11 protein-coding genes are annotated in these 18,241 nt (G+C 39.4%); 7 read left to right on the forward strand and 4 right to left on the reverse strand.

Annotated features, from left to right (window positions below; all coding sequences use genetic code 11):
- Positions 1-137 precede the first annotated feature (137 nt).
- The 3 genes from CQZ96_RS21730 to CQZ96_RS18460 all read left to right on the forward strand — a co-directional run bounded on the left by CQZ96_RS21730 (position 138) and on the right by CQZ96_RS18460 (position 8,438).
- A complete protein-coding gene (locus CQZ96_RS21730) occupies positions 138-2,222 on the forward strand; it encodes an ESPR-type extended signal peptide-containing protein (protein ID WP_228722734.1) in 2,085 nt (694 codons plus the stop codon).
- Positions 2,194-7,920 (forward strand): YadA-like family protein, encoded by a 5,727-nt coding sequence (locus tag CQZ96_RS21735; protein WP_228722735.1) that lies wholly within the window; start codon positions 2,194-2,196, stop codon positions 7,918-7,920. Before CQZ96_RS21730 ends, CQZ96_RS21735 begins: the two co-directional genes overlap by 29 nt.
- Positions 7,921-8,021: 101 nt before the next feature.
- Positions 8,022-8,438, forward strand: a complete 417-nt coding sequence (locus CQZ96_RS18460) for an outer membrane protein assembly factor BamE (RefSeq protein ID WP_105713462.1) — start codon at positions 8,022-8,024, stop codon at positions 8,436-8,438.
- 176 nt (positions 8,439-8,614) lie between these two features.
- On the opposite strand, the gene CQZ96_RS18465 is transcribed toward CQZ96_RS18460, so the two are convergent.
- Together CQZ96_RS18465 and CQZ96_RS18470 are read right to left on the reverse strand one after the other, a co-directional pair.
- Entirely contained in the window at positions 8,615-9,676 is a 1,062-nt protein-coding gene (locus tag CQZ96_RS18465; RefSeq protein ID WP_105713463.1) for an alpha/beta hydrolase, read from the reverse strand.
- Positions 9,677-10,117: 441 nt separating this feature from the next.
- On the reverse strand, positions 10,118-10,927 hold the full coding sequence (locus tag CQZ96_RS18470; protein WP_056513343.1) for an IclR family transcriptional regulator domain-containing protein: 810 nt from the start codon (positions 10,925-10,927) through the stop codon (positions 10,118-10,120).
- Between the two features lie 137 nt (positions 10,928-11,064).
- Here CQZ96_RS18470 and pobA point away from each other — a divergent pair, with 137 nt between their 5' ends.
- The 3 genes from pobA (at position 11,065) to CQZ96_RS18485 (ending at position 14,121) form a co-directional block, all read left to right on the forward strand.
- Complete coding sequence (pobA, locus tag CQZ96_RS18475) at positions 11,065-12,297, forward strand: 4-hydroxybenzoate 3-monooxygenase (protein ID WP_105713464.1); 1,233 nt, start codon at positions 11,065-11,067, stop codon at positions 12,295-12,297.
- Positions 12,298-12,734: 437 nt separating this feature from the next.
- Positions 12,735-13,169, forward strand: coding sequence for a hypothetical protein (locus tag CQZ96_RS18480; RefSeq protein ID WP_105713465.1), 435 nt, complete (start codon positions 12,735-12,737; stop codon positions 13,167-13,169).
- 271 nt (positions 13,170-13,440) lie between these two features.
- Complete coding sequence (locus tag CQZ96_RS18485) at positions 13,441-14,121, forward strand: GntR family transcriptional regulator (RefSeq protein ID WP_004717728.1); 681 nt, start codon at positions 13,441-13,443, stop codon at positions 14,119-14,121.
- A gap of 66 nt (positions 14,122-14,187) precedes the next feature.
- Here CQZ96_RS18485 and CQZ96_RS18490 read toward each other — a convergent pair whose 3' ends face one another.
- Positions 14,188-15,132 carry a PDR/VanB family oxidoreductase gene (locus tag CQZ96_RS18490; protein ID WP_105713466.1) on the reverse strand — a complete coding sequence of 315 codons (945 nt, stop codon included), beginning with the start codon at positions 15,130-15,132 and terminating at the stop codon, positions 14,188-14,190.
- Positions 15,133-15,144: 12 nt separating this feature from the next.
- Positions 15,145-16,221 (reverse strand): aromatic ring-hydroxylating oxygenase subunit alpha, encoded by a 1,077-nt coding sequence (locus CQZ96_RS18495; protein WP_105713467.1) that lies wholly within the window; start codon positions 16,219-16,221, stop codon positions 15,145-15,147.
- A gap of 648 nt (positions 16,222-16,869) precedes the next feature.
- Between CQZ96_RS18495 and CQZ96_RS18500 the strand changes: the two genes are divergently transcribed.
- Positions 16,870-18,216, forward strand: a complete 1,347-nt coding sequence (locus CQZ96_RS18500; protein WP_105713468.1) for an MFS transporter — start codon at positions 16,870-16,872, stop codon at positions 18,214-18,216.
- Positions 18,217-18,241: the final 25 nt, after the last annotated feature.

The raw sequence follows: 18,241 nt of genomic DNA on the forward strand, positions 1-18,241 counted from the left end.
TGTTGTATATTTGTTTTTTCGTTGTTAGCAAAATGTATCGTTTGGTAAACAGTATGGAAAAATATAAATATATTGTGCATTTTATTTGAAAAGTAATTAATAAATTAAAAACTTCATTATAAATGTAGGTATATATTATGAATAAAGTGTATAAACTGGTCTGGAATACTACAGTGGGAAGCTGGGTTGTTGTTTCTGAAATTGTAAAAGGTAATAAGAAATCGAAAATTAATAAAATTGTGAAAGGTTCGATGTTTTTATTATTTATTGTTAATTCAAATGCTATTTTAGCACAAGATATTAACGAGAGTTTAAATGTAAATGGTAGTTTAACTGCAACTGGAGATGTGTTTGCAAATGGTATTTCATTAATAACAGTAAATACTGATTTAAATCAAACAAAAAATGATTTAAATACTCTTGATGATCAAGTTAATAATACTTCTACGGGGTTGGTCACAAAGGTATCACAGGTTGATTTTGATAGCTTAAATAACCAAGTGAATGATTCAAGCACGGGGCTGGCGACGAAAGTGTCACAGTCGGATTTCAATAGCTTGAATAATCAGGTCAATGATGTAAACACAGGATTAAATAGCAAGGCATCTGCGACGGATTTGAATTCGCTGAAGAATCAAACTTGGAATATACAAAGCAATGGTGGGACGTCGAGCGCCGTAAAAGCTACAGATACCGTGAATTTTGTGAATGGTAAAAATATTGCTGTAACCAATGCGGGTACGGATATTTCAATTTCCACTGTGGATGATCCAGAGTTTAACTCGGTAAAAATTGGTGATACTGCAAATAATACTGTATTGACCAGTACAGCAAATGGTTTAGACCTGGGTGGCGATAAGCTCACAAATTTAGCCAACGGCAGTATTGCTACAGGATCTACAGATGCAGTGACAGGCGGGCAAGTGAATGATTTACTTTTCCAAAGTGGTCAAGGTATCAAATATTTCCACACCAACTCATCGCTTGTTGATTCACAAGCCAATGGTTTAAATTCTCTCGCTATTGGCCCTGTGGCAAAATCTGAAGGTGAGCTATCAATCGCTATCGGTCATCTCTCAAATGCTACAGGACTCAATAGTATTGCTGTCGGAAATACAGCCAATGCCATCAATGATTATTCTATTGCTTTTGGTAAAGAAACAGGTGCACTTGGCGCCAATTCAACCTCTATCGGAAATGGTGGTCAAGCGAGAGCATTGACCCCGACTTATAACGTATCCAATACGCAACTGATTGCAATCAATGGTATTCCTGTCACCGCAATGGGAACGGATCCCAGCACTATTACTGAAATTAATGGGGTTGCTGTCTCAGCAACGCAAGTGAATCAATTCCTTACAGCTTTGCAAAATGGCGCCAATATGTCTGTTGGGGATAAAAGTGTTGCATTGGGGTCTTCTGCATTAGCAGGTGGGCCTTCAAGTATTGCGATTGGGGATGCTGCGATAGCAACAGGAACGCATTCAAATGCAATTGGTCAGGGTGCAAATGCCGTGGGAACCAATGCCAATGCGATAGGAACCTCGGCATCCGCTGCGACCAATGCCAATGCGATCGGAAATTCAGTGTCTGCAAGTGGAACTGCGAGTGTCGCAATCGGAAATCAAGCGACTTCAGGAGGTGCGAGTTCAATTGCATTGGGTGATGGCGCAAAATCTAGTGTGGTTAATGGTGTTTCAATTGGTAGTGCAGCAGGAGTAGGTTCTATTGGTTCTGGTACATTTGACCGCAATGGGCATATCGCCGTTGGAGCAAACGCAGGACAAAATATTAGTGGTAACCAATCGATTGCTATAGGGGTTGGTGCGGGTAGCAATTCAACAGTCAACTCAACAAGTTCTGATTACAATATCGCTTTAGGTAGCGATGCAGGAACAAACTTATCGGGTAATCAGAATATTTCAATTGGTTTTGGCAGCAATAAAGATAGAAATGCTACCGTACAAAGCTCAGTGGCGATCGGTGCGGCAACATTTACTGAAAGTTTAGGGGTTGCAGTTGGAACACGAGCAAGTGTTGCTCAAGGTGGTGTTGCACTCGGTTATGACTCGATTGTGACGGGTACTTCAGGGGTTGCAATTGGCTTGGATTCTTTAGCAGGTCAAAGTGATGTGGCATTAGGTTCAGGAAGTATTGCGCAAAATAACTCACTTGGAAATGGTTATATCACCAATGTCTCTGGTGGTGTGGGGGGGCTTTAACATTGTTTCGGTCGGGAATAAAAATGAGCAACGTCGAATTACCAATGTTGCAGATGGTTCAGAATTGCAAGATGCGGTGACGGTCAATCAGATTAAAGCTTTACAAAATGACATTATCCGTGTGATGGGCGCAACGGATGCAAAAGGTAATCCTGCAACTATTGGAAGTAGCGGTACTTTACCTCTAATTCAAGTCAATGTTAAAGATTCTTCAGGAAATACCAGTAAGCTTCCAACAACAATTCAAGATGCTTTTGATTTACTGGGTACAGGACAAATTGGTGGCGTAGTACCTGATGCTGTGTTGTATAACTCAGACAAATCAGTTGTGAATTTAGTCGGTACTGATGGAACGATTATTCGCAACGTAAAAGGCGATGAAAATGATCTGTCCTCAGCGGTGAATTTTGGGCAATTAAAAACAGCTGTTGCGGAAGCAGGACCACAATACTTTTCAGTAAATACCACGGATATCAATAATAAAAACAATACAGGGGCAAATGGCGACAATTCTTTAGCAATTGGCCCGAGTGCCAGTACATCTTCCCTTGCAGCGGGGAGTGTTGCTTTAGGTAGTAATGTGATTGTAGCAAGAGAAAAATCAGTTGCGATTGGTGCGGGTGCGGGTTCAGTAGGGGTTTCCTCAATTTCAATCGGTGATTCTTCGATTGCCACAGGTACAAATAATATTGCGATGGGGAAAAGCGCAGAAAGCCGTGGCGAAGATAGTATTGTTATAGGGAATGGTTCTGAGGCGGACGGCACCAAGTCAAACTATGCGGTCGTTGTAGGGAGTGATGCTGAAGTTAATTCCGCAGATCAAGGGATTGCAATTGGTCGCCAAGCATTGTCTCAGGGAGATAATGCGACGGCAATTGGTTATCAGTCTAAAGCCAATGGTGCGCAGAGTGTTGCATTAGGACGCTTTGCCACAGCAACTGCTGAAGACAGTATGGCCTATGGAGATAATGCTAAAGCTTCGGGTGCGAATTCTACTGCAATAGGTTCAGATGCAAACAGTACTTCTCAAGATGGTTTGGCAATAGGCTCTCAAGCAAAAAGCTATGCAGCAAAAGCCACGGCAATTGGTCAAAACGCAGAAAGTGCGGGTGAAAATGCGATAGCGTTTGGTGTCAACAGTGTAAGTCGTGCTAAAGATGCCACTGCAATAGGCAATAATGCAACTTCAAATGGAATCAATGCGATTGCACTCGGCAAACAATCCAATGCAAATGCTCTAAATTCAATTGCGGTGGGTACGGAAACCAATGCACTTCAAGAGGATGCGGTCGCAATCGGAAATAGTGCTTCGGTGAGTGCGAAAGGCGCAACTGTATTGGGTAAGTCTGCAACAGCATCACATGAAAATGCTGTAGTTTTAGGAAATAACTCAGTTTCGGCAGCTTATGTGGCAACCAAATCAGCCACAATTAATGGCAAAACCTATAATTTTGCAGGAGCTCCCGCTGCTTCTTCTAGTGTAAGTGTCGGAGATGTCGGGGCTGAACGAACCATTGTCAATGTTGCTGCTGGGCGTATCAGTAGCTCAAGTACAGATACAATCAATGGCAGTCAATTGTATCAAACCAATCAAGCCATTACCGATTTAGCAGATACGCCATTAAGCTTTGCTGGAGACACTGGCGCGAAAGTAGAGCGTAAATTGGGTGAGCAATTAAAGCTCACTGGTGGAGCGACTGGGGTACTTACAGATGGCAATCTTGGGGTTGTAAGTAATGGTACCGATACTTTGCAATTAAAATTGGCCAAAGATGTCAACCTGACTGCTCAAGGAAGCTTAAGCGTCGGCACTTCCAAAATTACAGATGGGCAGGTGGAAATTAAAGACAGCACCAATAATAGTAATATCAGCACCTCCACTCAGACAGTGATTACTGCTGGGGCAAGCAGTAATAGCGCAAATGCCAATACCATTAACTTAAAAAATGCGAGCAATAATGTTGTGTTAAGTGGTACGACAGGTACTTTGACAGGACTAACCAATAAAACTTTAACTGAATCAGACTTTGCCAAAATGGGGCGTGCAGCAACAGAAGAACAGCTTAAGTTAGTCAATGAGGTGGCTGAAAATGCCAATAAAGGTTGGAATTTAACCACCAACAAAGACGCTACAGGCACTACAAATATTGCAGCCACAGATACAGTCGATTTTTCAAATAGTGATGGCAATCTAGCCATTGGTCACACTGGTGCAAATGTCGATCTAAAACTTGCAGAAATCGTTAATGTGGGCGGACTTCCTGGTGGGGCAAACATTGCCATTAATGGCAAAAATGGCACGATTACAGGATTAACCAATACTACCTTTGATCCAAGTAATTATTTATCTGGGCGCGCTGCAACAGAGGATCAATTGGCAACACCAATTACATTTGCTGGAGATAATGCTGGTGTGAATGTTGATCGTAGATTGGGGCAACGCTTGAGTATTGTCGGTGGTGAATCTGTTGCGAGTAATTTAACCGACAATAACATCGGTGTGGTTGCAGACAGTACCGACAATAAACTAACCATTAAACTCGCTAAAGATATTCAGCTCGATAGTGTAAATGCGAGTGGCACCGTGATCGATAGCAAAGGCTTAACTTTTGTAAACGCAAGTGGCGGTGCTGTGCCGAATTCACCAAGTGTGACCGTGACAGGAATCAATGCGGGGACCAATAAAATTACCAATGTTGCATTGGGTGATATTAGTGACAGCTCTATGGATGCTGTAAATGGTAGTCAGATTAAACAGATCATCGATAAAGGATTTAGTATTAGTGCAAATGCTGACACTGCAGCAAAAGATACGATTGGTCTCGGTGAAAATGTTGATTTTAGTGCAACCGATGGCAACATTAAAATTACCAACACAGGCAATAATGGAATGAGCTTTGGGCTTGAGCCAGTGGTCAAGATTGGACCTGCCACAGGTGGAAATCCAATAACAGTCAATGGTAATACAGGAACAATTACAGGCCTAAGCAATACAACTACATCCAGTAATGACTTTGCTACAGTCGGTCGCGCGGCCACAGAAGAACAGCTCAAACAGATGCAAACTGGGCTCAATGATGCGGGCTTTGGCTTAACGGCTGGCGACGGCAATACCATCAACAAAAAATTGGGCGAAAGTGTTGAGGTTATTGGTGCCGATAGCAATATTGCAACCAAAGTCACTGGTGGCAAAGTTGAAATAGAGCTCGCCAAAAATATTGATCTGAGCACTGCAGGCAGTTTAACGGTCGGTACCAGTAAAATTACAGATGGTAAAGTTGAATTAAAAGATGCGGGCAAATCCAATATTAGTACAGTAAATAGCACAATTGTCAGCGATGGTAGCAATAGCAGTACGCTGGGTGCAGGTAATATCAATGTCAGTAATGGCATCTATCAAACCCAAGTTGGCCCAACACAAATTGTTGTAGGTGGTGCAAATCCTGTTAGCGTGAATGGTTCAACAGGACGGGTGAGTGGTTTAAGCAATACCACTTGGGATCCAAATGCAATTTACAATCAAAAACAAGCTGCGACTGAAGAGCAATTAAAACAAGTCAGTGATGTGGCTCAGAATGCCAATCAAGGCTGGAACATCAAAACGGATGCTATTTTGGGGACAACGCAAGTCAAACCAGGCGATACGGTCGATGTCGGTTTAGCAACAGGTGAAACTAATTTAAATGTCAGTGCAAAAAATGACAGTAATGGAACGACAACCATTGATTTTAGCTTAAATAAAGACCTGAATATTGATAGCGTCACTGCGGGTACCGCAACGGACTCCACTGTACTGAATAAAGATGGTATGACCGTACAAGATGGTAGCACTCAAAGTGTGATCAGTTCTGGTGTGATCAGCGTCAAAAATACGGTCAATCAAGTTGTACTTGATGCCAATAAAGGCACTCTAGAAGGTTTAACCAATAAGACTACATCAGGTAAAGATTTTGCTACCACAGGTCGTGCAGCTACAGAAGAACAGCTTAAAGAAATCCAAACTGGACTGAATGATGCCGGTTTTGCTTTAACCGCTCAGGATGGCAATACAGTAAACAAGAAATTAGGTGAGAGCGTTGATGTGATTGGTGCTGACAGTAATATCAGTACCAAGGTGGCAGCTGGAAAAGTACAGGTTGAGTTAGCAAAAAATATTGATCTTACTTCTGCAGGAAGCTTAACGGTTGGTAAAAGCAAAATCAGCGATGGCAAAGTCGAACTGAAAGATGGCGCTAAATCGAATATCAGTACCGTCGATGGTACATTGGTGAGTGATGCAAGTAATAATAGTAGTTGGATTGGTGCAGGCAGTATCAATCTAAGCAATGGTATTTATCAAACCCAAATGGGACCAACACAAATTATTGTGGGCGGTGCAAACCCTGTAACTGTGAATGGTGCAACAGGGACTATTGGTGGGCTGACCAATAAAACATTTAATCCAAATAACTTTGTCAGTGGTCAAGCTGCGACAGAGGATCAGCTTAAAGCGGTGAGCGATCGTATTCAAACTGCAAACCAAGGTTGGAATTTGACCACCAATGGAACCAATAGTAATCCAGTCAAATCAGGCGATACGGTCGATTTTAGTAACAAAGATGGCAATATTAATATCAGTAACAATGCCAATAATGTCAGTGTCGAATTAGCCAAAGATATCCAGGTTGACAGTGTGACTGCAGGCAATACCGTAATCAATAATGATGGTCTTAGCATTACTGGCGGGCCAAGTGTGACTAAAAATGGTATTGATGCTGCGGGTAATAAAGTCACCAATGTTGCAGAGGGGAGTATTGCTCAGAGCAGTAAAGATGCGGTGAATGGAAGCCAGATTCATAATATTATTGGGGATGGTGCATTCCAAGGCGGAGATGGCAATACCATTACCAACATCGGTGGGACAGGTGCAACCAACATTAATGATGCGATTAGCTCAATCAACCAAAAAGCTGGGCAACATTCTACAGTTATTGCTGGGCAGAATATGACGGTCACTGAAACAACCAATAGCCTAGGAGGTAAGGAATATAAGGTTGCAACAGCGGATGACGTAAAATTTAACACAGTTACCGCAAATACGGTTACTGCAGATAATGTCATAGCAAACACAGTCAAAGTGGGTGATGTTGCAATAGATCAAAATGGAATAAATGCTGGGGATAAAAAAATCACCAATGTTGCAGCAGGTGAAGTATCCAGTACTTCAAAAGATGCGGTTAATGGTTCACAACTCAATACATCAAACCAATACATCACAACATCTTTAGGCGGTGGCGCAAAATATGAAAATGGTCAGTTCACTCCGCCAACCTACAATGTAAATAACGGCTCATATCATAATGTGGGTGATGCTTTAGGTGCGCTTAATCAGGCTGATATTGATTTAGGTAATAAAATTACCAATCTAGGTGATCGTTTAGAGCAAGTATTTTATGACACCAATGGTCGCATAGATGATTTAGAGAAAAGAGCCAGTGCAGGGAATGCACAAGCACTTGCAACAGCAGGTTTACCTCAAGCTTATATTCCAGGCAAAAGTATGATGGCAATCAGTGGGGGGACTTACCGTGGAGAAAGTGGGTATGCGATCGGGATGTCATCAATTTCAGATAATGGTCGATGGGTGTTTAAGGTGAGTGGAAGTGGTAACTCACGTGGTGATTTTGGGGGAACTGTAGGTACTGGGATCCAATGGTAGTTTAGGGAAGCTAAGGCATTTTAGCCATGTAAACAGTGTCTTAGCTTACCATTTTTTGGATTCAAATTAACGAGAACAAGAATTTATGCGAGAGTCGACATATGAAAAATTTATTAATATTGAGTTTAATTGCCGTAACATTGAGTGCTTGTGTCACAGGAACCATTATTTCTAAAGAGGGTAAAACCGAGCAAGCGAAATGGCACAAGGTGGATGATGTCATTTTAAATAAAAAAGCGGGAACATTCCCAAATGTACAGAACTTGAATCAAGTCAGAGCAGGAATGACCAAAGATCAACTTTACGCGCTGATTGGCCGACCTCAATATGAGGATGGCTGGAGAGCAAGGGAATGGAATTATTTGTTTCATTTCACGACTGCAGACCGTACCAATGACACTATTACAACCTGTCAGTTTAAAATTTTATTTGACCAAGAAAAGATCGCAAGAAGCTTTTACTGGAATCCAATACAGCCTAAAGATGGCCTCTGTCCTCCCTCTCTTGAATTAAAGTAACAATCAGTGAGTAGATGATTGAAGGCTTTAAAATTGTATACTTTAAGCATTGAATTTTTTGCGTGTAGAAAAATTCAATTTCAAACAACAGTGTGTAAAGAGAATAAAACCACATCGATGTGAACACTTTAAATAAGCAGTCACATCGATGCGGCACATTTAAATCATATACGTTTTTATGATGATGTTTTAACACGCCATTGAGGATAGATAGAAAGGATATAGTCCTGAAATTGTTGTATCACTTTTGGATTGTTTGAACGCTTTAAATAGTCTAAAACACGATCTAAGTAAGCCTCACTGGGTTGTATCTCAAAACCTAAGTTTTGACTTAATTGAGCATAATGTTCTTTTATAAGATTGGGATTTTCTGGGATCGCTTTAATATTGACTCGCATACCTTCAAAAATATAACGCAAACCATCAAGATTACCTTTGATTGGTACAGTACCGTGATCTTCACCCTCATACTGGACATATTTATAGTTCAGTTGAGTAAAGGGCTGTTGACTTAAATATTGATTGAACTTTTTGATACCCTTGTAATGGTTGTCTAAACTGTCTGTATTTTCACTGGCACCAACTTGGGTTAAAAATAAAGTTTTATGCTGAAAATCTTGATTGTTCGCTTCCTTAAAACGTTTCAGCATGATCTCATCATCCCACCAAATACTAGGGTCATGGACAATATAGGCTTGGATATTTTGTTGACCATTGAGCATATGATTGAGTGCGGTAATACCTCCAAAAGAATGACCAATCAATATATTTAACCCATTAGTACGATATTTTTTCTCAATATCAGGCATGAGCTCTGATTCTAAAAATTTAAAAAATGCGACATTTCCGCCAGTTTTACCTTCAATTACGCGTCCTTGTTTAATTTCAGGCTTTTGCTTGGTTGGGGTTAAGTCTCGGGCACGATCTGTATTGACGATGCCCACAATGACCATTTCAGGAATCGAGGGGTAAGGTGACTTCGATAATTTTTCCACAATTCCTGTCAAATAATGAAAGTTACTTTCGCTATCTAATAGATAAATCACAGGATATTTTTGCTTGGGATATTTGCCATATGTTGCAGGGAGATAGATCTGGATTGGTCTTTTTTCATTTAGAATAGCGGAAGATATATTTTGTGTTTCTCCAATACGAATGCTGTTATCGGCAAAAGTATGTATTGAGATTTGCATGATCAACACGCCTAGCGCCAAGTAGAGAGAAGTTTTCTTCAACATGAAAAATGACCTATTCGATAACAGTGGTGTGATTAACCCAGTCGAGTAAACCTATTGATTGCTCAAGTACGGGGACTGATGATTTACAGAAAAATGAGATTAAATTCAGTTCAGGTTTAATTGTTGGCTGATAGTGCTTTTAGCAGAAACAGGTGTTTTCCAGCATCTGTTTGTATTTTTATAACTGACCAAAGTCACAGAGACGAGTACACGATTTGCTATTGGCTGAATAAGAATAGATTGGGTCATAAAATTGATTTTTATAAATATGCGAATAATAATTATTATCTTTTAAGCTGATGGTAAAAATCAATACAGATTTTTATGTTTTATAAATTTATGTTGCTTTGTACAAGTATATTTACAGACTAAAAAAATATTTGAGTTCTATTGATACGTCGGCTGCAAGATTGGCTCCCATTAAAATTTTTTCAGCGTGTTTTAAACCATACTCCTTAACTCATAGGCTGTATTTCTCAGTAAAGGCAAAACTTGCTGAATCAGCTGTTCTTCAGTGACACGATGTGTTTGTGCAATACAGTTTAATGCAGCGACGGCTTTCCCTTGTGCATTTAATACTGGAACTGCAATCGCAATAACCCCTAATTCATGTTGTTCTTTTGATAGACAATAATCTTGTTTTTGAATCTCTGCCAATACTTGATAAAACTGGACTTCATCTTGAATGGTATAAGCGGTGAGGCGTTTCAAACTATATTTATTTACCCAGTGTTTTTGTTCTTCTAAATTTAATGCTGCCAATAAAACTTTGCCTGTTGAGGTTGCGTGTGCAGGCAAACGATTGCCCAAATGCATCCCATACGGGCTGAGGCGTAAATTATCATGTTGAGGTAAGTAGCTTCGGGCAATTGGAACGACTTCATGTTCATCTAAAACCACCAGCGAAAAAGTCAGACTGGTTTGTGCGCTTAACAGATTGAGAATAGGTTGCACAACTTTAGGCAGATGTGCAGAGCTTAAATAGGAGCTCGATAAGCGTAATACTTTGTGAGTTAACCAAAAGTAGTGATCATCAGTTTCTAAATAACCTAAATATTTTAAAGTTCGTAAATATCTTCGTGCCGCTGTACGGCTCAATCCTGTGCGCTCTGCAATTTGAGTCGAATTGAGTTTTTGACGATCAACCCCAAAGGCTTCAAGCAAACTTAGTCCTTTGGCGAGTCCAGCAATGTAATCATCTTGTTTAATGGTTTCACCTGAAACTTCGTTCTCAATTAAATCGTATCTCATCGTTCATCCATTCCCGATTATAATTTTATGGCCGATATACGGTCATTGTTGCCACTATACGGCAATTATCCAGTTTTCACCATATCAAAAAGAGATCAAAAAAATTAATTTAATGGTCAGGATATGGAGAAAATGTTATGGAAAATTTAACCACACAAGTGGCGATTATTGGTTCAGGCCCAGCAGGGCTATTGCTTGGACAATTGTTGTTTAAAGCAGGTATTTCGCACGTGATCATTGAGCAACGCAGTGCTGAATATGTAGCTGCACGTATTCGAGCAGGGATACTTGAACAAGTATCGGTTGATTTATTGAAGCAAGCGGGTGTGGATGAAAATCTAAACAAGTTTGGCTTAGCGCATGATGGTATTGAAATTTTAACCAATGGCTTAAAGCATCGTGTGGATTTATCTGAGTTAACTCAGGGTAAGCAAGTTACGGTTTACGGACAAACGGAAGTCACAAAAGATTTAATGCATGCACGTGAAGCGGCAGGTTTATGCACTTACTATGAAGCAGAGAACGTGCAAATTCATGATTTTGAGCAAAACCCGTATGTTAGCTTTCAGCAAAATGGTCAATCGTACCAGCTTAGATGTGATTTTATTGCAGGCTGTGATGGCTATCATGGGGTCTGTCGTGCAAGCGTGCCACAAGATAAAATCAAAACTTTTGAAAAGATTTATCCATTCGGTTGGTTAGGTGTACTTGCAGATGTTCCACCTGTTTCAGATGAATTGATATATGTGCAGTCAGAACGTGGCTTTGCTTTATGTAGTATGCGTTCAAAAACCCGTAGCCGATATTATTTGCAAGTTCCTGTGACGGATCATGTTGATGAGTGGTCTGACCAACGATTTTGGGATGAGTTAAAAAATCGCCTTGATGAAGAAAGTTGTAAAAATTTGGTTACAGGTACTTCAATTGAAAAAAGTATTGCACCTTTACGCAGTTTTGTGACAGAACCAATGCGATTTGGGAAACTATTTTTAGCAGGAGATGCCGCACATATCGTTCCGCCGACAGGAGCAAAAGGTTTAAATTTAGCTGCATCTGATATCGCTTATTTGTCAAATGCCTTAATTGAATTTTTTCTCAATGGTTCAGAACAAGGCATTGAGGAATATTCTGAAAAATGCTTAAAACGTGTGTGGAAAGCAGAACGTTTTTCATGGTGGATGACGCATTTACTACATCGTTTTGAAACGGAAAGTGAGTTTGATCATAAAATTAAGCAGGCTGAATTGAGTTATATTTTAGATTCACATGCGGGTTTAACCACATTGGCTGAAAACTATGTGGGTTTACCTTATGAAATTAAAACATTTAATGAGATGCAGGGTAGTCGTTCAGACTTGCTTAGTCATTAATTTTGAAAAATAGAAAGTTACCTATTTTGAGCAAGGTTTTTAAATCTTAATTAAATATAGGTGACTTTTTTGTTGCTAACCAAATTAAACGCAAAATAAAAAGCTTGATCTTCATGTTTATGATTAAGCTAAATTTAAAATGATATGGCTTTATTTAAAGTTTTTTTTTAAAGTATTTTAAGCAACTTTTTGATAAACAATGAAAAGATATAGTTAAGAAAAGGATACTAAGATTAGAAAAAAGTAGTGTGATTGTTCATAAATAATGCGATAAAAAATACTGGAATTTTGAGATTTAAAAAACAAATGGCTCTGGATGTTACAAATTATTTTATAAAAATAAATACTTAGGAATGAGAAAATACCAAGAATTGGGTATTTTTTTACCAATTGGAAAATAATAATTTATTTACTCCATAACTCAAAGAGTAATTAAAATGACTAATTTAAATATTTTAAGTATTGATCAAAATGAAGAGTACATTGTGGTTTCCCTTAAAAATAATGAGGGTAAAAGCTATGAGGTTGGCTATCCAAAATCTGCAGGATATAGCTTAGAACTAGTGACAAATACATTGAATAAAAAGCAAATTGATAAAGTTGAAGGAAGCCGTTGTGAGTTGAAATGGGAAGTCAATGTAAAACCAGGTTATACATCGGATTGCGCAAAAGCATTAGGTATTGCTGAAGGTAATGTAATAGGCGGTATCAGTAAGATATATCAATGCCGCATACAATTTCGTAATACAAAAGGTTGGGGATTTACATTTTATGATTTAAGTGGTGATGACTATAGTTGTTCAACCGTTTTAAATGGATGGCACTATATTGATTATAATTCTAGCGAGCCTACAATCATCGCTGTTGACTAATAGAATTGTTATTCTATGTAATTGATATATTAAAGATTTGATAAAAAAGCACACGCGTTGCTTTTTTATCAAAGAACTGCATCAATTGAGAGGGTATCAATAGTTATAGTTAAGGTTGAATTTAATATTAAGTAGGTTTTATGCCTGTAATGTAACTTCGTAAACCAAAACATTAGCTTCAAACCAAATAGATTCAAATCGAAAATTTGTTTTCATTTTATAGATGAACTTGTTAGCATCAAAGGGTATTTTTGATAGCGTGTGACAGTGAATGTCTTCAGGTCAACAAGTTTTAATTAAACTTAGAAAAATGATTATTGCTGGGGAGCTAGAGGGCGGTGCCAGAGTGGCAGAGATCCCAACGGCTGAGTTGCTTGGGGTGTCCAGACAGCCTGTGCGTATGGCATTTCGTTTGCTTGAGCAAGAAGGTTTATTGATTAAAAATCCGACTCGAGGTTATACGGTTCGAGAAATTTCAGAAAAACTGATCAATGATGCACTTGAAGTGCGTGGCATCCTTGAAGGACTGGCTGCTAAAACCATTGCAGAACAAGGTTTGACGGAAGAACAGAAAAAAACACTACAAAATTGCATTGTCGAAACTGAAAAACTTTTTGATGGAAAAACTGAGTTTGGTGATCATGAACTGGAACGTTATCATCACTTTAATGTGATTTTTCACGATACCATTATTCAAGGTGCACAAAATGTTGCGCTGATCCAAGCCTTAGCCAAAAACAATCAGTTGCCCATGGCCTCGGCCCAAGCCATTACCTATGACCAAACTCAAGCACTTTCAGAATATCGTCGCTTACATTATGCTCATCTACAGCACTGTTCAATTTACGATGCTTTAATGCATAGACAAGCTGGACGTGCTGAAACATTGATGCGGGAACATAGTAGTGTTGTGGTTTTGGGTGAGACCTTAAGAAACGTGTTGTCTCAATAAAACCGAAATGAAAATATCAATAGACCCTAATCAGCTCTTTTAATCGAATCAAAGGGCTGTTTTTCATTAGAATTCAATCAGCAAACTTGTAGATTTTGCTCGAGAACAGCAGGGGGTAAACTGGTTATTTAATGCATGTTCTTCGTCAGTCATAAATACATCACGGTGATCTGGAATTCCTGCAAGCACACGCGTGATACAGGTTCCGCAAATACCTTGTTCACAAGAAACAGGGACATCAAAACCGTTCTCAATTAAGGCTTGGGTTGCTGTTTGATGAGGCTGTACTTCGATTCGACGGTCAGTGCCTTTGATTTCAATGGTAAACGCTGCATTGTTAGATGTCTCTGACTTTTGTGCGACAAAGTGTTCTTGATGAAGTTGTTCTGCTTGCCAGCCCATGTGTTGAGCTGACTCCATCACAAATGCCATAAAACCTGCTGGCCCACAAACATATAAATGTCTATCGGATGCGTTCTGCTCCAAGACGGACGACATATCACATTGAGTTTCTGGTTGATCTTGAATATGAAAATGAATCTGGCCTGCAAAGTGCTCGGTTAAATTTCCATAGAAAGCAATCATTTCATGACTACGAACAAAATAATGCAATTCAAATGGGATCCGCTGGGATTTAAGTCGATACGCCATTGAAAGAATCGGGGTAATGCCGATACCGCCTGCAAATAAGATTGCCTTTTGGGTATGAGGATGAATTTCAAATAAGTTACGTGGTGCGCCAATACGTAATTGATCACCTTCACGGTACTCGGTATGCATGCAACGAGAGCCACCTCTGGAATGCTCATCATGTAAAACACCAATCACATAACGATGTTTTTCACGACAACAGTTAGAAAGTGAGTATTGGCGGGTTAAGCCATTTTTGAGATGTACATCAATATGTGCACCTGCCTCAAAGCTTGGAAGGGCAGAACCATTGCTTGAAACCAATTCAAAGGCTCGAATTGATGGAGTAAGTTGATGAATTTTATCAATAACAACGTCCATGTTTATTCTCCTTTAAATCACCCGAATATTTGGAAACTTGTGTCTTGTTGTTTCAGGCGTGAGCGTACTTTCTTGTGCCAGTAATCGGTCAATCACTTTACGTGACTGTACGCCACCAGCATCGATATTCAGCATCAGTAACTGGCGATGGGGATTTCGCAAAATATTTTGTTGCTGCTGTTCCAGCATTTCTAAATCTTCGGTAAAAATTTTGCCTTGACCTTCGCGGATGAGATCGGTGAGGGTCGGGTTATCGTGTTGAAAATTACGAGCCATTCCCCAAAAATACCAATGCGAGGTTTCTGTTTCAGGGCTAATAAAATCAACCACAATCGATGACACTTTTTTATCTTTGGGGGCATGATATCCGCCATGTCCAGCATGAGCGACACCCACTTCAATGTGTACATTACTTGGAGCAACAAAGTGACAGCGTTGCCAACGATCTACAGCAACATCATCTGCTAAGTTATTACAACGAAGTGCCATTTGCCAAAATGGGGGAGCGATGACATTTTCGATATAACGTTCAGTAATGACATGATCACCATCGACCTTGGTGACAGGAAGGGCTTCATCAATTTCTTTTTGCCCAATACTGCTCGAATGAACATAGGTTTCATGGGTCAAATCCATAAGGTTGTCGACCATCAAACGATAATCACAATGGATATGGAATAAACCACCGCCATAGCTCCACTCAGGATGTTCTGCCCATTCTAGTGTTGGGAGTTTGGACTCATCAGCCAAAGCTTGATCACCAGGCCAAACCCAAATAAAACCAAACTTTTCTACAGCAGCATAGGCTTTATTGCAGGGGAAACCGTTTACGCGTTGAGCTGGCATAGAAATGGTTTTTCCCTCGCATCCCATGACTAAACCATGATAACCACAAACTAAATTACCATCTTCAACATAGCCTAATGATAAAGGGGCGCCACGATGTGGACAAAAATCTTCAACAGCAGCGACTTTATTTTCTTTGCCGCGATAGAAAACAATTTTTTCACCACAGATGGTGCGACCAAGCGGCTTGTCTTGGATATCTTCAGGATAGCAAGCAACATACCATGCATTTTTTATAAACATTTGTGATGACTCCTTATCACTTATTGGATCCAATTTATATCAACACAAGTAAACGGTCAATCCATAAAATGATCATTTTTGATCATTAAATTCTTTGATTTAGGCTTATTTGTTTTGTGTTTATCGATATTTTACTGTTTTTATTTAAAAAATATCTCTACGAGATTTATGTGGTTGTTTGTGCTTTTATTTATATTTTTGGATCCAATTCGTATTTTTGTTGAATACCTATCACGTTGCGAAAACTGAAATATTTAAAAATAAGGGGGTGGACTTTTTTAATATCCTCAATAAGGTCACTTACTTAGAAGAGGTTAAATGAACTAAATGGATCCATTTTAGTGTAATTTTCAAATATGTATATTCGTTTTTCATTCTTTTAATTTAAATATATTGAGGTAAATCATATGTTTTATAGGTTTTAATCTAATTTTGAAAATATTTTTTAATAATGCTATTGATTTTTTGGATCCAATTAATCAAGATGAAATAGAGCAGGACGCTCCAAAAAAATATTCTTGTTCAAAAACGAGTTTTAAAAATTAAATTATTCCTCTAGGTAATTATGGATACGGATATGCATAACCACCCAACGACGCAGTTCAGTAATGTCGTGTGTATATCCTATCCAGATTGGGAGATACACAAATGGAAAGAGATGTGCTTGGTGAGATAAGTCAAAATAAGATGAGCCGCTATCAATGGTTTGTGATTTTGATTTGTGTTTTCCTCAATATTATTGATGGTTTTGATGTCATGGTTATGGCATTTACCGCACCTTCAGTTTCAGCGGATTGGTCGCTTTCTGGTGCTCAAATCGGTTTGTTATTAAGTGCTGGTCTATTTGGTATGGCTGCTGGTTCGATTTTTCTGGCACCACTTGCCGATAAAATGGGTCGCCGTTTACTGATCTTAATTTGTTTGGTGATCGCTGGAATCAGCATGCTGGCATGTGCTTTTGTCAATAGTCATAGCATGTTGGCAGTCCTTCGTTTTGTCACAGGGATTGGGGTTGGCGGTATTCTTGCCAGTAGCAATGTTTTGGCCAGTGAGTATGCTAATACGCGCTGGAGAAGTTTTGCGGTAAGTTTAATGTCTACAGGATATGGGATTGGTGCCACACTTGGTGGGATATTGTCACTGACACTGATTGAACATTTAGGCTGGCGCTCGATTTTCCTTGCAGGTGGGATCACAACTAGTGCAATGCTGTTGGTGAGTATATGGTTATTGCCTGAGTCCTTAGATTATTTGTTGGCAAAAAGACCACAACAAGCGTTAGGGCGAATGAACTCAGTATTACAGCGTATGGGCTTAACTCATCTAGATGCCTTACCTGATTATGCAAAAAGTGATGAAAAAGGTGGCGGAGATTTTGCCAAATTATTTGGTGGGCAGCAGGGTTTTCAAACATTGTGTCTATGGGCTGCTTTCTTTCTCGTAATGTTTGGCTTCTATTTTGTAATGAGTTGGACACCGAAAATTTTAATTTCAATGGGAATGTCGGCTGAACAAGGGGTTACCACAGGTATTTTAATTAGTATTGGCGGGATCTTTGGTGCAGCAATTATTGGTTTGCTAGCATCCCGTATCAAAATCTTCTATGCCTTAAGTCTATTTTTAGGACTAACTGCCGCATGTGTGTTTTTATTCGTGGCTGTCTCGGCCCAAGTGAGCGTGGCATTGATTGTTGGCCTATTACTTGGAACGCTGATTAATGGCTGTATTGCTGGTTTATATTCTATTTCACCTACAATTTACGACGCCGATATTCGTAGCCGTGGCGTAGGCTATGCCATCGGTTTTGGACGTATTGGTGCCATTTTATCACCAACTATAGCAGGCGTTTTTTTAGATAAAGGTTTAGCGCCAGCCACGCTTTATGCATATTACGGAGTGGTATTTATTTTGGCAATTGTACTTATTTTAATGTTAGGTAATGCATTTTATCGACATAAAAATGAAGCAGTCTATACGCTTAAAACAACAACTTAATCCTCTAAAAATTAAATAGTTGAGA

Origin of the sequence: Acinetobacter sp. MYb10, from assembly GCF_002980175.2 — a bacterium.
Lineage (GTDB): Bacteria > Pseudomonadota > Gammaproteobacteria > Pseudomonadales > Moraxellaceae > Acinetobacter > Acinetobacter guillouiae.

Coding starts and splice junctions, on each gene's coding strand:
- CQZ96_RS21735 (WP_228722735.1), top strand. CDS start 2,194: ATGTCTCTGGTGGTGTGGGGGGGCTTTAACATTGTTTCGGTCGGGAAT.
- CQZ96_RS18480 (WP_105713465.1), top strand. CDS start 12,735: ATGACTAATTTAAATATTTTAAGTATTGATCAAAATGAAGAGTACATT.
- CQZ96_RS18485 (WP_004717728.1), top strand. CDS start 13,441: ATGTCTTCAGGTCAACAAGTTTTAATTAAACTTAGAAAAATGATTATT.
- CQZ96_RS18470 (WP_056513343.1), bottom strand. CDS start 10,927: ATGAGATACGATTTAATTGAGAACGAAGTTTCAGGTGAAACCATTAAA.
- CQZ96_RS18495 (WP_105713467.1), bottom strand. CDS start 16,221: ATGTTTATAAAAAATGCATGGTATGTTGCTTGCTATCCTGAAGATATC.
- pobA (WP_105713464.1), top strand. CDS start 11,065: ATGGAAAATTTAACCACACAAGTGGCGATTATTGGTTCAGGCCCAGCA.
- CQZ96_RS18500 (WP_105713468.1), top strand. CDS start 16,870: ATGGAAAGAGATGTGCTTGGTGAGATAAGTCAAAATAAGATGAGCCGC.
- CQZ96_RS21730 (WP_228722734.1), top strand. CDS start 138: ATGAATAAAGTGTATAAACTGGTCTGGAATACTACAGTGGGAAGCTGG.
- CQZ96_RS18460 (WP_105713462.1), top strand. CDS start 8,022: ATGAAAAATTTATTAATATTGAGTTTAATTGCCGTAACATTGAGTGCT.
- CQZ96_RS18490 (WP_105713466.1), bottom strand. CDS start 15,132: ATGGACGTTGTTATTGATAAAATTCATCAACTTACTCCATCAATTCGA.
- CQZ96_RS18465 (WP_105713463.1), bottom strand. CDS start 9,676: ATGTTGAAGAAAACTTCTCTCTACTTGGCGCTAGGCGTGTTGATCATG.